Raw genomic sequence first — 13,955 nt, forward strand, 5'->3', positions numbered from 1 at the left:
CCGGTGTCGGCCACGACCCTGGAGGATCCGCTGAGCAGCCATCACCCCGCCGCCGTGCTCTTCGACATGGACGGCACGCTGGTCGACAGCGAGAAGCTGTGGGACGTCGCACTGCAGGAACTCGCGCGGGAGTACGGCGGCGAGCTCTCCACCGCCGCCCGCCGGTCGATCGTCGGCACCAGCATGGCCGATTCGATGCGCATCCTGCACGACGACCTGGGTCAGCCCGAACGGGACCCGGAGGCCAGCGCGGCGTGGATCAACGCCCGGATCCTGGAGCTGTTCCGCACCGGGCTGCGCTGGCGTCCGGGAGCGCTCGCGCTGCTGCGCGCGGTCCGGGCGGCGGGCATCCCCACCGCGCTGGTCACCTCCAGCGGCCGGCCACTGGTCGAGATCGCCCTGGACACCCTCGGGCGGGACAGCTTCGACGCGGTGGTCTGCGGCGACGAGGTGGTCGCGGCCAAGCCGCACCCGGAGCCGTACCTGACCGCCGCCCGCCTGCTGGGCGTGCCGATCGGCCGCTGCGTGGCGATCGAGGACTCGCCGACCGGGGTGGCCAGCGCGCTCGCCGCCGGCGCAGCGGTGCTGGCCGTACCCGCGGAGGCCACGCTGCCGAGCACGCCCGGCGTACACCAGCTGGAGAGCCTGACCGGCGCGGACCTCGAGCTGCTCGCCGCGCTGCTGGTCGACCGGGCCGGCGCGACCGGCTGACCGGGGCCGGCGCGGGTCAGGGGCGCTCGGCGAAGACCGCCGCGACCACCTGGTAGCCGTCGAACGCCCGGGCGGCCCCCGCGTACGCGGCCAGGTGGATGAACAGTTCGACGATCTCCTCCTTGGTCACCCCGGAGTGCAGGGCGATGCGCAGCTGGCCGCGCAGCGGCTCGTGGGTGCCGAGGGCCGCGGCGATCGCCACCGAGACCAGGCAGCGGCTGCGCAAGTCCAACCCCTCCCGGGGCCACGCCTCGCCGAAGGTCTGCACGGTGGCGAAGCGGCGGAAGTCCTGCCCGACGGGCGGCTCACCGTCACCGAGGGGCAGCACGAGCGGCTGACCGAGCAGCCGCTCGGCGTTGTCCAGTGCCCGCTGGTAGGCATCCTGATCGGTCATGTCACCCCTTTCGGCGCCACCGCCGTCCCGCTCCGGCACCGCCATCCTGGCAGCTCGGCGCCGGCACCAGAGGACGATTCGGCGGGCCGACGGCACGAGACCCCGGCGCCGCTCGCGGCGCCGGGGTCTCGTGGTGACCGGTCAGTCGTGGGCGATCGCGCCCAGGACGTTGATCCGGGCCGCCCGGATCGCCGGGAGCACCGCGGCCACCACCCCGATGATCGCCGCGAGACCGAGGAAGACACCCATCTGCCCCCACGGCAGGATCAGGTCGGTGATCCCCTCGTCCTTGAGCGCCTCGACCACCGCTGCGCCGAGGCCGGTGCCGACCACCACACCGAGCAGCGCGCCGAACACCGAGATCACCACCGCCTCCACGGTGATCATGCCCATGGTCTGCCCGCGGCGCAGGCCGATCGCCCGCAGCAGACCCAACTCACGGGTCCGCTCCAGCACCGACAGCGCCAGGGTGTTGATGATGCCCAGCACGGCGATCACGATGGCCAGCGCCAGCAGGATCTGGATCATCGTGAGCAGCCCGTCGAGCTGACTGGTCTGCTGCTTGATGAACGCTTCCCGATCGGCCACCGACACCTCGGGGCTGTCCGCGAGCAGCGTCTCCACCTGCGGCTGCACGTCGCCGACCCGAGTGCCGGGGGCCAGCTGGATGAAGCCCTGGATGGGCTGCGGGATGGCGAAGTCCTTCGCCGCCGTCACCGGCAGCACCACCGGGTTGGTCAGCTGGGAGGACTCGTAGATGCCGCTGACCGTGTACGTCCGCGCCTCGCCCCGGGTCAGCTGCACGTTCACCGTCGAGCCCACCGACAGCCCGCGGGAGGTGGCGGTGTCCGAGCTGACCAGCATCTGGGTCGGGCTGAGCCGGTCGATGTCACCGGCGGTCGGCTTGGCACCGAAGATCTGCCGCAGCGACGCGACGTCGCTGCTCGCCGCGACCCAGGTGCTCTCGCCGTTGAGCTTGGCCATGTCGCCGTACTCGCCGTCGACCATCTGCACGCCGGGCAGGGCCTTGGCCCGGTCCAGCACACCCGGGTCGAAGCTCGGCGGCCGCGGGCCGCCCTGCACACCGGAGATCACCAGCTCGGCCTTGATGGTGTCCTCGGCGAGAGCGCTGATGCTGCCCTTGGCCGAGTCGAGGATCACCGTGACGCCGGTGACCAACGCGATGCCGACCATCAGGGCGGCAGCGGTGATCGCGGTACGGCGCGGGTTGCGTCCCGAGTTCAGCCGGCCCAGCTTGCCCGGCACCGACCAGGAGAAGATCGCCCCGAGCAGGCTCACCACCGGCCGGCTGATCAGCGGCGTCAGCAGGGCCACGCCGATGAAGGCGAACAGCACCCCGCCCAGGATGGTGGGCAGCGTCTGGCCACTGGCGTTGCCGCTGAGCCCGAGGAAGAGCAGCACCGCGCCGATGCCGGTGATCACCGACCCGGCGATGGTGACCTTGGTCAGCGGCCGGTCCGGAGTGGCCACGTCCTGCATGGCGGCGATCGGTGGGATCCGGGACGCCCGCAGCGCCGGCAGCAGCGCCGCCACCACGGTGATCACCAGGCCGACAGCGAACGAGCCGATCACCGCCGCCGCGGGCACGCCGATCCCGGCCAGGGTGAGCCCACCGGCCAGCTTGCCGAACAGGAACGCCAGCAGCGCTCCCACCCCGATGCCGGCCGCCAGGCCGAGCACCGAGGCGATCAGCCCGACCGCGATGGCCTCCAGCACCACCGAGCCGATGATCTGACGGCCGCTGGCCCCGATGGCCCGCATCAGCGCCAGTTCCCGGGTGCGCTGGGCGACGATGATCGAGAAGGTGTTCAGGATCAGGAAGGTGCCCACCAGCAGCGCCACCGCGGCGAAGCCGAGCAGGATCTTGTTGAAGAAGGAGAGCCCCTCCTTCAGGCTGGCCGAGGCGTCCGCGGCCACCTGCTCGCCGGTCTTCACCTCGTACTCCGCGCCCAGGGTGCGGGCCACGTCGTCGCGCAGCGTCTCGTTGGAGACCCCGTCGGCGGCGCGCACGGTGATGCTGCTGAACGCGTCCGGCGCGCCGAGCATCAGCCGCTGCGCCACCGGAGTGGTGAAGAAGACCTCGTTCAACCCGCCGATCGAGTCCCGGTCACCGCTGTAACCGAGGATGCCGACGAGGGTGAAGTCCCGCTTCTTCGACTCGAACGCGGTGAGCACGCCGACCTTCTGGCCGACCTGCACCTTCGCCGCCGTCGCCAGCGACTTGTTGATGACGATCTCGTCGTCGGCCTGCGGCCCGCGCCCCTCGCGCAGTTGCAGCAGCTCGCTCTCGCCCGTCCAGTTCTCACCCAACTGCGGCGGACCGAACGAGGTGACCACCTTGCCGTTGCTGCCGATCACGCGGGCGCCGTCGGCGTTGACGATGCCGGTCGCCGAGGCCACCCCCGGCACCTGCTTCACCCGGTCCACCACGGCGGCGGGCACCGGGGTGGCGGTCTGCTCGCCCTCGACCTCGCTGACCTCCACCTTCGGCGTCGCCGCCACGTTCACGTCGATCTCGGAGAAACCGTCGGCGAAGACCGAGTCGAAGGATCGGCCCAGCGTGTCGGTGAGCACGAAGGCGCCCGAGACGAACATCACTCCGAGCACCACCGCCAACCCGGACAGGATCAGCCGGACCTTGCGGGCCAGCAGACTCTTCAGTGTCGCGCGGAACATCAGTTGCCCACCTCGGCCGGAGTGTCCAGCTTCTTCATGGTGTCCAGCACCGTGTCGGCGGTCGGCTCGATCAGCTCCGAGACGATCTGCCCGTCGGCGAGGAAGACCACCCGGTCGGCGTACGCGGCGGCGGTCGGGTCGTGGGTGACCATCACGATGGTCTGGCCGTGCTCGCGGACCGAGTTGCGCAGGAAGTTGAGCACCTCCGCGCCGGAGCGGGAGTCCAGGTTGCCGGTCGGCTCGTCCGCGAAGATCACCTCGGGGCGGGAGACCAACGCCCGCGCGCACGCCACCCGCTGCTGCTGCCCACCGGATAGCTGCGCCGGCCGGTGGTCCAGCCGGTCCCGCAGGCCGACCGTGTCGATCACCGTGTCGTACCAGGCCGGGTCCGGCTTGCGCCCGGCGATCGACAGCGGCAGCAGGATGTTCTCCTTCGCGGTCAGCGTGGGCAGCAGGTTGAACTGCTGGAAGATGAAGCCCACCTTGTCCCGGCGCAGCTTCGTCAGCCCGGAGTCGCCCAGCCCGGTGACCGTCGTCTCACCGATCGCCACCGTCCCCCGGGTCACCGAGTCCAGGCCGGCCAGGCAGTGCATCAGTGTCGACTTGCCGGAACCCGACGGGCCCATGATCGCGGTGAACTGGCCGCGTTCGAACTCCGCGCTCACCCCGCGTAGCGCGATGACCTGCGCCTCGCCGCTGCCGTACACCTTCCACACGTCGTTCGCCCGGGCCGCGGCCTGCGCCTGCTGGCCTACCGTCGCGGTCACGTCATCTACCTCTTCCGTCTCTGCCAATACGCGCCGCCCCCGCTGGTCCGGCACGTCCATCATCGGCGCTGCACGCGCCCATCCCGTCCGCCCACGGGGGGATCCGGCGCGGATTTCACGCTGCGGGTGCACCCCCATGCCGGCTCAGGGTTGCCCCTGACCCGACGGCCGATCCACGTGTTTCCCGACCGGCGGAAACGCTTCCAGGGCCGGACGCTAGGGGCTGACCCCACGAGAGGGTCAACCGCGCCGAGCCACCTCTGGTCACGGTAGGTGAGCACGGCAACCGAGCCGTCCCCCCACGGAGGGATCTGTGCGTACGCCGGGTGAGGTAGCGGTAGGGAGGAACTACGCCCTGGGACGGACCAGCCCCGACTCGTACGCCAGCACCACCGCCTGCACCCGGTCGCGCAGCCGCAGCTTGGTCAGCACGTGCCCGACGTGGGTCTTGATGGTGGTCTCGCTGACCGACAGCACCGCCGCGATCTCGGCGTTCGACAGCCCCCGTGCCACCTGCACCAGGACCTCGCGCTCCCGGTCGGTGAGCGTGCTGAGCTCGGCCGACGGTGTCGCCGACGGGTCGGGCAGCAGGTCGGCGAAGCGATCCAGCAGCCGCCGCAGGATCCGTGGCGCCACCACCGCGTCTCCGCCGGCCACCGTGCGGATCGCCGCGATCAGCTCCTCGGCCGGCACGTCCTTGGCCAGGAACCCGCTGGCGCCGGCGCGCAACGCGCCCACGACGTACTCGTCCAGGTCGAACGTGGTCAGCACCAGCACCCGCACCGGCAGCCGGGCGTCGACGATCGCCCGGGTCGCGGCGACCCCGTCCATCCGGGGCATCCGGATGTCCATCAGCACGACGTCGGGCAGCAGCCGGCGGGACAGCTCCACCGCCTCCAGGCCGTCGCCGGCCTCCGCCACCACGTCGAGGTCGCCCTCGGCGCCCAGCACCATCCGGAACCCGGTGCGCAGCAGCGGTTGGTCGTCGGCGAGCAGGATCCGCACCGGCCGCGCCGAGGCCACCCGATCGGTCATCTCGTCTCCCTGTCCCGCGCCGACGCCGTGCTGCCGCACCGGTCATCCTCGCGCACGCCGGCCGGCGCGCCGCGGACCACCGTAGAGGTCGGCCAGCCGCCGCGTCCCGACCGGCGCGGCACCGATCCGGTCGGTTTTCCGGCCCCGGCGCTGGGAGATCGTCGGCGAGGCCGGGCGCGAGCGGTCAGGAGGCGCCGTGACCGGCGAGAATCGCGGTGACGGGTGTGCGCCTCAACGGGGCGCCCGGAGGTCAGTCGTCGGCGCCCGGCGTCGCCGGGGCGGACCGGGCGTCACGCAGCGGATCGGCGCCGGCCACCGCGACCGGGAACGGCGGCGGCGTGCCACCGAAACTGGGGCACAGCGCCTGGTGGCTGCACCAGTCGCAGAGACGGCTCGGCCGGGGCCGGAAATCCTGCCTGGCGGTGGCCTGCTCGATCGCCCGCCACAACGCCACCACCGTGCGCTCGAAGCGGACCAGCTCCTCGGCGTCCGGCGTGTAGTCCAACACCTCGGCGTCGCGCAGGTAGAGCAGCCGCAGCACCTTGGGCACCACCCCCCGGGTGCGCCACAGCACCAGGGCGTAGAACTTCAGCTGGAACAGCGCCCGCGCCTCGAACGCCTCCCGGGGGGCGCCGCCGGTCTTGTAGTCGACCACCCGCAGCGCGCCGTCCGGGGCCACGTCGAGCCGGTCGAGGTAACCCCGGATCAGCAGCTCCTCGTCGACAACCGCCGAGATCAGGCTCTCCCGCTCGGCCGGCTCCAGCCGGGTGGGATCCTCCACCGCGAAGTAGCCCTCCAGCAGCCCGGCGGCGGAGCGCAGGAACTCCACCGGGCCGGCCGGCTCCGCGCCCTCGAAGATCCCGGCCAGCTCCGGCTGCTCGGTGACCATGCGGTCCCACTGCGGGGCCACCAGGTCACCGGCGGCGGCCGGTGTGCGGCCCGGGGCGGGAAGGTCGAACAGGCGCTCCAGCACCGCGTGCACCAGGGTGCCCCGCGCCTGCTCGATGGTGGTCCGCTCGGGCAGCCGGTCGATGCTGCGGAACCGGTAGAGCAGCGGGCAGGTCTTGAAATCCGCCGCCCGCGACGGCGACAGCGAGGCCCGCACCGTCGGCGGCGCCTGCGCCGGGGAGGGGGACTGGTGGGTGGTGACCGGTTCCGCCGTCATGTCGGCAAAGGTTAGGGCACCGGTGTGACACCGACCGCCACCCGCCCCGGGCACCGCCGGTCCGTAGCATCGTCCCGATGGAACAGACATCCCGGCCGCCGCGACGACCCGACCGGCGCGCCGGCTTGAGCGTGGGTCGGGTGTTCGGGGTGCCGCTGCACCTCAACGGCTCGATGCTCCTGCTCGCTGCGCTGGTCGCCGTGCTGTACGCCGAGTTCGCCCGCCGGCAACTGGACCTGCCGCAGGTCAGCGGCTACCTGATCGGCTTCGGGTTCGTGGTGTCGCTGCTCGGCTCGGTGCTGCTGCACGAGCTGGGCCACGCGCTCACCGCCCGCCGGTACGGCATCGGTGTGCGCGGGATCACCCTGGAACTGCTCGGCGGCTACACCGAGATGGACCGGGACGCCCCGTCGCCCCGGGTCGACCTGCTGGTGTCGCTGGCCGGCCCCGCGGTCTCCGCGGTGCTCGGCGTGGTCGCGGTGGCCGCCACGCTCGCCCTGCCGGAGCGGACCGTGGCCCACCAGCTCGCCTTCCAGCTCGCGGTGAGCAACGTCATCGTCGCGCTGTTCAACATCCTGCCCGGTCTGCCCCTGGACGGCGGCCGGGCGCTGCGCGCCGCGGTGTGGGGGCTGACCCGTGACCGGCATCGTGGCACCGAGGTCGCCGGCTGGGCCGGCCGAGTGGTCGCCGTCGGCACCGTCGCCCTGGTCGTGCTGCTCACCGTGGCCGACTACCTGGCGCCGTTGGCGCTGCCGCTGATGCTGCTGGTCGCCGTCACCCTCTGGCGCGGCGCCGGGCAGTCGATCCGGGCCGCCCGGGTCAGCCGCCGGTTCCCGCTGATCGACCTGTCCCGGCTGGCCCGGCCGGTCTGGCCGGTGACCACCGGCACACCGCTGTCCGAGGCCCAGCGCCGGCGCGCCGAGGGTGGGCAGCCCGCCGCCGCGTTGCTGGTCACGGACTCCACCGGCCGGCCGGTGGCGCTGGTCGACCCGGCCGCCGCCGAGGCGGTGCCGGCCGATCGCCGCCCGTGGCTGGCCGTGGACGCCGTCGCCCGGTCGCTGGGCACGCTCCCCGCGCTGCCGGTCGGTCTGGACGGCGAGGGGGTGATGGAGGCCGTGCAGAGCCACCCGGGCGCGCAGTACGTGGTGACCGCAGGCGAAGATGTCGTCGGCATTCTGCACATCGCGGACCTCGCGCAGCTCCTCGAACCCAACCGGAAGATGACATCGTGACCGCAACTCCCTCCACCGTCCCGGCCGACGCCGCCTCCCCGGCGCTGACACCCGTGCACCGCGGGCCGTTCCGGCCCGGTGACCGGGTGCAGCTGACCGACCCGAAGGGGCGGATGCACACCGTGACGCTGGAGCCCGGCAAGGAGTTCCACACCCACCGCGGCATCCTGGCGCACGACGCGCTGATCGGGCTGCCCGACGGCAGCGTGGTGACCACCTCCGGCGGCGGTACGGCGTTCCTGGCGCTGCGGCCGCTGCTGTCGGACTACGTGCTGTCCATGCCGCGCGGCGCCCAGGTGATCTACCCGAAGGACTCGGCGCAGATCGTCGCCATGGGTGACATCTTCCCCGGCGCGAAGGTCCTGGAGGCCGGCGCCGGCTCCGGCGCGCTCAGCTGCTCACTGCTGCGCGCGGTCGGCACGGAGGGGGAGCTGCACTCGTTCGAGCTGCGTGACGACTTCGCCCAGATCGCCCGGCGCAACGTCGAGGCGTTCTTCAACGGGCCGCACCCGGCGTGGAACCTGCACGTCGGCGACGTCGCGCAGTGCCAGGAGACCGGCTTCGACCGGATCATCCTGGACATGCTCACCCCGTGGGAGACCCTCGACATGGTCGAGCGGGCGCTGGTGCCCGGCGGCGTGTTCATCGGCTACGTGGCCACCACGCCCCAGCTCTCCGAGCTGGTGGAGGCGCTGCGCGAGCGTGGCGGCTGGACCGAGCCGCGGGCCTGGGAGTCGCTGGTACGGGACTGGCACGCCGAGGGCCTCGCCGTGCGGCCGGACCACCGGATGATCGCGCACACCGCGTTCCTGGTCTCCGCGCGCAAGCTGGCCCCCGGGGTCACCGCGCCGCCCCGCCGCCGCAAGCCCAGCAAGGGCACCGAGGCGTACGCGCAGCGCCGGCAGGTGCTGCGCGAGGCTGAGGCGGCCCGGCAGGCGGCCGCCGCGCAGGCGGCGGGTGTGGAGCCCGACGCGACGGGGGAGATGGACAGGCCGTGACCATCGAGCTGGGCGCCGGCGTCGCCGAGCGGGGGGAGGCGGCGGCATGAGCCGACCGGGCTACGGCGGGGGCGACCTGCCCGCGGTGTTTCCGGACTGGTCGCCCTACCAGGACCTGGAGTCGGCGGCACGCGCCTACCTGCGCGACCCGGACGTGGCCCTGGAGGCGCTCGGCGGGGTGCTGCGCGGCGCGTCGGTGCTCGGCTTCACCCTGGAACGCTTCGTCAACGAGGTCAACGGCGTGTGGCAGGAGGTCGTGGTCTGCGACGGCAGCCGGCTGATCCTCTGGCACGGCGAGGACGTGCCGCCGACGGAGGGCCCCCCGGGGTCGATGACGTCGTCGCTGCGAGTGGTGCCGGTCTCCACCGTCACCGAGGTCGGCTGCCGTCGCCGGCTCAACCGCACCGACAGCGGCGAGATCCGGGTCGACAGCATCGACGTGTACCTGCTGCTCACCTCGCTGGACGAGGCGCCGCCGAGCGAGGAGATCGTCGGCACGCCGCGGCACGACGCGCTGCGCTTCGGTAAGACCCTCGACGACGGCGGGGCGGGGCAGATCGCCCGGTTGGAAGAGTTCGCCCGGCTGGTCGCCTCGGTGGTCGGCCGCCCGATGCTCTGAGCCGCACCCCTCGGGCCGGGGCCGCCGGTTGGCGGCACCCGGCGGGGTGGATCAGTCCTCGGCGTCCGGGCCGGCGACCTCGACACCGTCGCCGCGCACGACGTGGATGCAGTCGCCCGGGCACTCCTTCGCGGAGTCGATCACCTCGAGCCGCAGGTGCTCGGGCACGTCGACCCGGCTGCCCGGCGCCATCCGCAGCTCACCGTCGGCGCCCTTGACGTACGCCAGGCCGTCGATGTCGAACTCGAACACCTCCGGCGCGTACTGCACGCAGAGCCCATCGCCCGTGCAGAGATCCTGGTCCACCCAGACCTGCAACTGGTCGGTCGCGACCTCGGCCACCGGAGCACCCCCCATGTTCTCCCGTCGTACGGTCCGACGGTACCTGAACGCCGGTACCGGCCCGCCAGGCCACCCTTGGCGATCAAGGTTCGGTGACGAGGGCGTTGCGTGGGACCGAATCGGCCTCATAGCGGCTAGTGTTAGGGCAGAACGTTCAAGCCCCCCGGGGAGGTGGGACGTGGCACGCAGCGACGACGCGGACTCGCGCGCCGCACGGTGGGAGAAGGAAGCCCACGATCTCTCCACGCAGGTCGCGTTTCTTCAAGAGGAACTCGCCCTGGTGCGGCGCAAGTTGACCGAAAGCCCCCGACACGTCCGGCAGCTCGAAGAGCGGCTGGCGGCCACCCAGGCACAGTTGGCGCGGCTGACCGAGAACAACGACCGGCTGGTGAGCACCCTCAAGGAGGCTCGCACGCAGATCGTGACGCTCAAGGAGGAGATCGACCGCCTCGCACAACCGCCGAGTGGTTACGGCGTCTTCCTGGCCAGGCACGACGACGGCACGGTGGACGTCTTCACCGGCGGTCGCAAGCTGCGGGTCGCCGTCTCGCCCTCGCTTGACGTGGCCGAGCTGCGCCGTGGCCAGGAGGTCCTGCTCAACGACGCGCTCAACATCGTCGACGCGTTCGGGTACGAGCGGGTCGGCGAGGTGGTGATGCTCAAGGAGATTCTGGAGGGGCCGGGCGGCGGACCGGGTGACCGGGCGCTGGTGGTCTCCCACTCCGACGAGGAGCGCATCGTGCACCTCGCCGAGACGCTGATCGGCTCGGCGATCCGGGCCGGCGACTCGCTCATGATCGAGCCCCGCTCGGCGTACGCGTACGAGCGGATCCCGAAGAGCGAGGTCGAGGAGCTGGTCCTGGAGGAGGTGCCCGACGTCGACTACACCGACATCGGTGGCCTCCAGTCGCAGATCGAGCAGATCCGCGACGCGGTGGAGCTGCCCTTCCTGCACGCGGACCTGTTCCGTGAGCACCAGCTCCGCCCACCCAAGGGCATCCTGCTCTACGGCCCGCCCGGCTGCGGCAAGACGCTGATCGCCAAGGCGGTGGCCAACTCGCTGGCCAAGAAGATCGCCGAGCGGCAGGGCAAGGAGAAGCACACCAGCTTCTTCCTCAACATCAAGGGTCCTGAGCTGCTCAACAAGTACGTCGGTGAGACCGAGAGGCACATTCGGCTGATCTTCCAGCGAGCCCGGGAGAAGGCCGGCGAGGGCACCCCGGTGATCGTGTTCTTCGACGAGATGGACTCGATCTTCCGGACCCGTGGCTCCGGTGTCTCCTCCGACGTGGAGAACACGATCGTCCCGCAGCTGCTCAGTGAGATCGACGGCGTGGAGGGGCTGGAGAACGTCATCGTCATAGGCGCCTCCAACCGGGAAGACATGATCGACCCGGCGATCCTGCGCCCCGGTCGGCTCGACGTGAAAATCAAGATCGAGCGGCCGGACGCCGAAGCGGCGAAGGACATCTTCTCCAAGTACATCCTCTCCGGGCTGCCCCTGCACCCGGACGACCTGGCCGAGCACGGCGTCGACCCCCAGGCCACCGTCGCGGCGATGATCGACGCCGTGGTGCTGCGGATGTACTCGGAGACCGAGGAGAACCGCTTCCTCGAGGTCACCTACGCCAACGGTGACAAGGAAGTCCTCTACTTCAAGGACTTCAACTCGGGCGCGATGATCCAGAACATCGTCGACCGCAGCAAGAAGATGGCCATCAAGGAGTTCCTCACCTCCGGGCGCAAGGGGCTGCGCCTGCAGCACCTGCTCGACGCCTGCGTCGACGAGTTCCGGGAGAACGAGGACCTGCCCAACACCACCAACCCCGACGACTGGGCTCGCATCTCCGGCAAGAAGGGCGAGCGGATCGTCTACATCCGCACGCTCGTCTCCGGCGGCAAGGGCGCCGAGGCCGGGCGGTCCATCGAGACCGCCAGCAACACCGGCCAGTACCTCTGAGCCACAGGTAGCAACGACCGGGGCCCGGGACGCGACGCGTCCCGGGCCCCGGTCGTTTCCTGTGGACGCGGGCGCGGTGACGACATCGGTAACACGGCTGCGGCGGCGTGCCCCTGTCCCCGAGCTGTCCGACTACGCTCGACGTGAGGGTGGACCGGGTCGGGCGAGCGAAGCGGGTAGGTCGATGAGCGTAAGACGGATCATGGGCACCGAGGTCGAGTACGGCATCTCCGTGCCCGGCCAGGCCGGAGCCAACCCAATGGTCACCTCGTCCCAGGTGGTCAACGCATACGGAGCACGCCCCGAACTCAACCGGGGCGGGCGGGCCCGGTGGGACTACGAGGAGGAGTCGCCGCTGCGCGACGCGCGCGGCTTCACCTACTCCGGGGCCGCCTACGACCCCGCCGAAGCCCTCGCCGACGAGGACCTCGGCCTGGCCAACGTGATACTCACCAACGGCGCCCGGCTCTACGTCGACCACGCCCACCCGGAATACTCCGCCCCCGAGGTGACCAACCCACGCGACGTGGTGCGCTGGGACAAGGCCGGCGAGCGGGTGATGGCCGAGGCGTCCCGCCGGGCCGCCACCATCCCCGGCAGCCAGCCGATCCACCTCTACAAGAACAACACCGACAACAAGGGCGCCAGCTACGGCGCGCACGAGAACTACCTGATGCGCCGGCAGACCCCGTTCGCCGACATCGTGGCGTACCTGACGCCCTTCTTCGTCACCCGGCAGATCGTCTGCGGCGCCGGCCGGGTCGGCATCGGCCAGGACGGCGGCCAGAGCGGCTTCCAGATCTCACAGCGCGCCGACTTCTTCGAGGTCGAGGTTGGTCTGGAGACCACCCTCAAGCGTCCCATCATCAACACGCGGGACGAGCCGCACGCTGACGCCGACAAGTACCGTCGGCTGCACGTCATCATCGGCGACGCCAACCTCTCGGAGATCTCCACCTACCTCAAGGTCGGCACCACCGCGCTGATCCTCACCATGATCGAGGAGAAGGCGCTCGGCTCGGACCTCGGCATCGCTGACCCGGTCAGTGAGCTGCGTGCGGTCAGCCACGACCCGTCCCTGTCCCACCGGATGCGCCTGCGCGACGGCCGCCGGCTGACCGCGCTGGACCTGCAGTGGGCCTACCTGGAGCGCGTCCGGTCCTTTGTCGACGACCGCTACGGCACGGACGTGGACGAGCAGACCACCGACGTGCTCGACCGCTGGGAGAGCGTGCTGGACCGGCTGGGCCGCGATCCGATGCTCTGCGCCGACGAGTTGGACTGGGTGGCGAAGCTGCGGCTGCTGGAGGGCTACCGGGAGCGCGAGAAGCTCGGCTGGGGCGCGCACAAGCTCCAGCTCGTCGACCTGCAGTACTCCGACGTCCGGCCGGACAAGGGCCTCTACAACCGGTTGGTCTCCCGGGGCGCGATGAAGACGCTGCTCACCGACGAGGAGACGCGCACCGCGATGACCGAGCCGCCCGAGGACACCCGGGCCTACTTCCGCGGCCGTTGCCTGGCGCAGTACGCCTCGGAGGTGGTCGCCGCCAGCTGGGATTCGGTGATCTTCGACGTGGGCCGGGAGTCGCTGGTCCGGGTGCCGATGATGGAGCCGGAACGAGGCACGCGCGCTCATGTCGGGGCCTTGTTCGACCGCTGCGCCAGCGCCAAGGATCTCCTGGAGACGCTGACCGGCCGGTGAGCGGCGGCGCGTCCGCTGGAGATCGGCGATCGCTGCCACCCGAACACGGCTGACGCGGGGGCTTCCTGTCGCCTCCGCGGGGTAGATTTCATGCCAGGCGATCTAGAGGAGGCAGCAATGGCCACTCGTGACAGCGGCGGTCAGTCGCAGTCCGGCAAGTCCCGGCAGGGCGAGGAGATCGAGGACGTCACCACCGAGGCCAACCCCGAGGTGGCGGAGCGGCATGCCGAGATCACCGAGGACGTCGACGACCTGCTCGATGAGATCGACTCCGTCCTCGAGGAGAACGCCGAGGAATTTGTCAGGGGCTATGTACAAAAAGGGGGCCAATAG

At 71.4% G+C, this 13,955-nt stretch carries 13 protein-coding genes; 7 read left to right on the plus strand and 6 right to left on the minus strand.

Going from position 1 to position 13,955, the window contains the following annotated elements; all coding sequences use genetic code 11:
- Nucleotides 1-54 precede the first annotated feature (54 nt).
- Nucleotides 55-711, plus strand: coding sequence for an HAD family phosphatase (locus KBX63_RS10885; protein ID WP_210910955.1), 657 nt, complete (start codon nt 55-57; stop codon nt 709-711).
- 16 nt (nt 712-727) lie between these two features.
- Here the strand turns inward: KBX63_RS10885 and KBX63_RS10890 are convergent, their stop codons facing one another.
- The 5 genes from KBX63_RS10890 to KBX63_RS10910 form a co-directional block, all read right to left on the minus strand.
- Entirely contained in the window at nt 728-1,105 is a 378-nt protein-coding gene (locus KBX63_RS10890) for a carboxymuconolactone decarboxylase family protein (protein ID WP_210910872.1), read from the minus strand.
- A gap of 141 nt (nt 1,106-1,246) precedes the next feature.
- Nucleotides 1,247-3,802, minus strand: coding sequence for an ABC transporter permease (locus tag KBX63_RS10895; RefSeq protein WP_210910873.1), 2,556 nt, complete (start codon nt 3,800-3,802; stop codon nt 1,247-1,249).
- Entirely contained in the window at nt 3,802-4,569 is a 768-nt protein-coding gene (locus KBX63_RS10900) for an ABC transporter ATP-binding protein (protein ID WP_210910874.1), read from the minus strand. The genes KBX63_RS10895 and KBX63_RS10900 overlap by 1 nt, the downstream gene beginning before the upstream one ends.
- 348 nt (nt 4,570-4,917) lie before the next feature.
- Nucleotides 4,918-5,604 carry a response regulator transcription factor gene (locus KBX63_RS10905; RefSeq protein WP_210910875.1) on the minus strand — a complete coding sequence of 229 codons (687 nt, stop codon included), beginning with the start codon at nt 5,602-5,604 and terminating at the stop codon, nt 4,918-4,920.
- Nucleotides 5,605-5,854: 250 nt separating this feature from the next.
- On the minus strand, nt 5,855-6,769 hold the full coding sequence (locus tag KBX63_RS10910; protein WP_210910876.1) for a PD-(D/E)XK nuclease family protein: 915 nt from the start codon (nt 6,767-6,769) through the stop codon (nt 5,855-5,857).
- Nucleotides 6,770-6,909: 140 nt separating this feature from the next.
- On the opposite strand from KBX63_RS10910, the gene KBX63_RS10915 reads away from it, so the two are divergent.
- The 3 genes from KBX63_RS10915 to KBX63_RS10925 are packed head-to-tail and all read left to right on the plus strand — an operon-like array spanning nt 6,910 to nt 9,618.
- Nucleotides 6,910-8,001, plus strand: coding sequence for a M50 family metallopeptidase (locus tag KBX63_RS10915; RefSeq protein WP_374102211.1), 1,092 nt, complete (start codon nt 6,910-6,912; stop codon nt 7,999-8,001).
- Nucleotides 7,998-8,999, plus strand: a complete 1,002-nt coding sequence (locus tag KBX63_RS10920; protein WP_374102207.1) for a tRNA (adenine-N1)-methyltransferase — start codon at nt 7,998-8,000, stop codon at nt 8,997-8,999. The genes KBX63_RS10915 and KBX63_RS10920 overlap by 4 nt, the downstream gene beginning before the upstream one ends.
- 46 nt (nt 9,000-9,045) lie before the next feature.
- Nucleotides 9,046-9,618 (plus strand): hypothetical protein, encoded by a 573-nt coding sequence (locus KBX63_RS10925; RefSeq protein ID WP_089021082.1) that lies wholly within the window; start codon nt 9,046-9,048, stop codon nt 9,616-9,618.
- Between the two features lie 51 nt (nt 9,619-9,669).
- On the opposite strand, the gene KBX63_RS10930 is transcribed toward KBX63_RS10925, so the two are convergent.
- Nucleotides 9,670-9,960: a ferredoxin gene (locus tag KBX63_RS10930; protein WP_074309704.1), complete on the minus strand. Its 291-nt coding sequence runs from the start codon at nt 9,958-9,960 to the stop codon at nt 9,670-9,672.
- A 178-nt stretch (nt 9,961-10,138) separates the two neighbouring features.
- Between KBX63_RS10930 and arc the strand changes: the two genes are divergently transcribed.
- From arc to KBX63_RS10945, 3 genes are all read left to right on the plus strand, one after another.
- The gene (gene arc, locus KBX63_RS10935) at nt 10,139-11,920 is read left to right on the plus strand and encodes a proteasome ATPase (protein ID WP_210910878.1); all 1,782 of its coding nucleotides are present in this window, start codon (nt 10,139-10,141) and stop codon (nt 11,918-11,920) included.
- Nucleotides 11,921-12,104: 184 nt separating this feature from the next.
- Nucleotides 12,105-13,622, plus strand: coding sequence for a depupylase/deamidase Dop (gene dop / locus KBX63_RS10940; protein ID WP_374102208.1), 1,518 nt, complete (start codon nt 12,105-12,107; stop codon nt 13,620-13,622).
- 117 nt (nt 13,623-13,739) lie between these two features.
- A complete protein-coding gene (locus tag KBX63_RS10945; RefSeq protein ID WP_067366797.1) occupies nt 13,740-13,955 on the plus strand; it encodes a ubiquitin-like protein Pup in 216 nt (71 codons plus the stop codon).

Source organism: Micromonospora sp. U21, from assembly GCF_018070045.1.
Lineage (GTDB): Bacteria > Actinomycetota > Actinomycetes > Mycobacteriales > Micromonosporaceae > Micromonospora.

What these genes read in the sequence shown, in the direction of transcription:
- KBX63_RS10890 (WP_210910872.1), bottom strand. Translation starts at nt 1,105, where the DNA reads ATGACCGATCAGGATGCCTACCAGCGGGCACTGGACAACGCCGAGCGG.
- dop (WP_374102208.1), top strand. Translation starts at nt 12,105, where the DNA reads ATGAGCGTAAGACGGATCATGGGCACCGAGGTCGAGTACGGCATCTCC.
- KBX63_RS10910 (WP_210910876.1), bottom strand. Translation starts at nt 6,769, where the DNA reads ATGACGGCGGAACCGGTCACCACCCACCAGTCCCCCTCCCCGGCGCAG.
- KBX63_RS10925 (WP_089021082.1), top strand. Translation starts at nt 9,046, where the DNA reads ATGAGCCGACCGGGCTACGGCGGGGGCGACCTGCCCGCGGTGTTTCCG.
- KBX63_RS10945 (WP_067366797.1), top strand. Translation starts at nt 13,740, where the DNA reads ATGGCCACTCGTGACAGCGGCGGTCAGTCGCAGTCCGGCAAGTCCCGG.
- KBX63_RS10905 (WP_210910875.1), bottom strand. Translation starts at nt 5,604, where the DNA reads ATGACCGATCGGGTGGCCTCGGCGCGGCCGGTGCGGATCCTGCTCGCC.
- KBX63_RS10895 (WP_210910873.1), bottom strand. Translation starts at nt 3,802, where the DNA reads ATGTTCCGCGCGACACTGAAGAGTCTGCTGGCCCGCAAGGTCCGGCTG.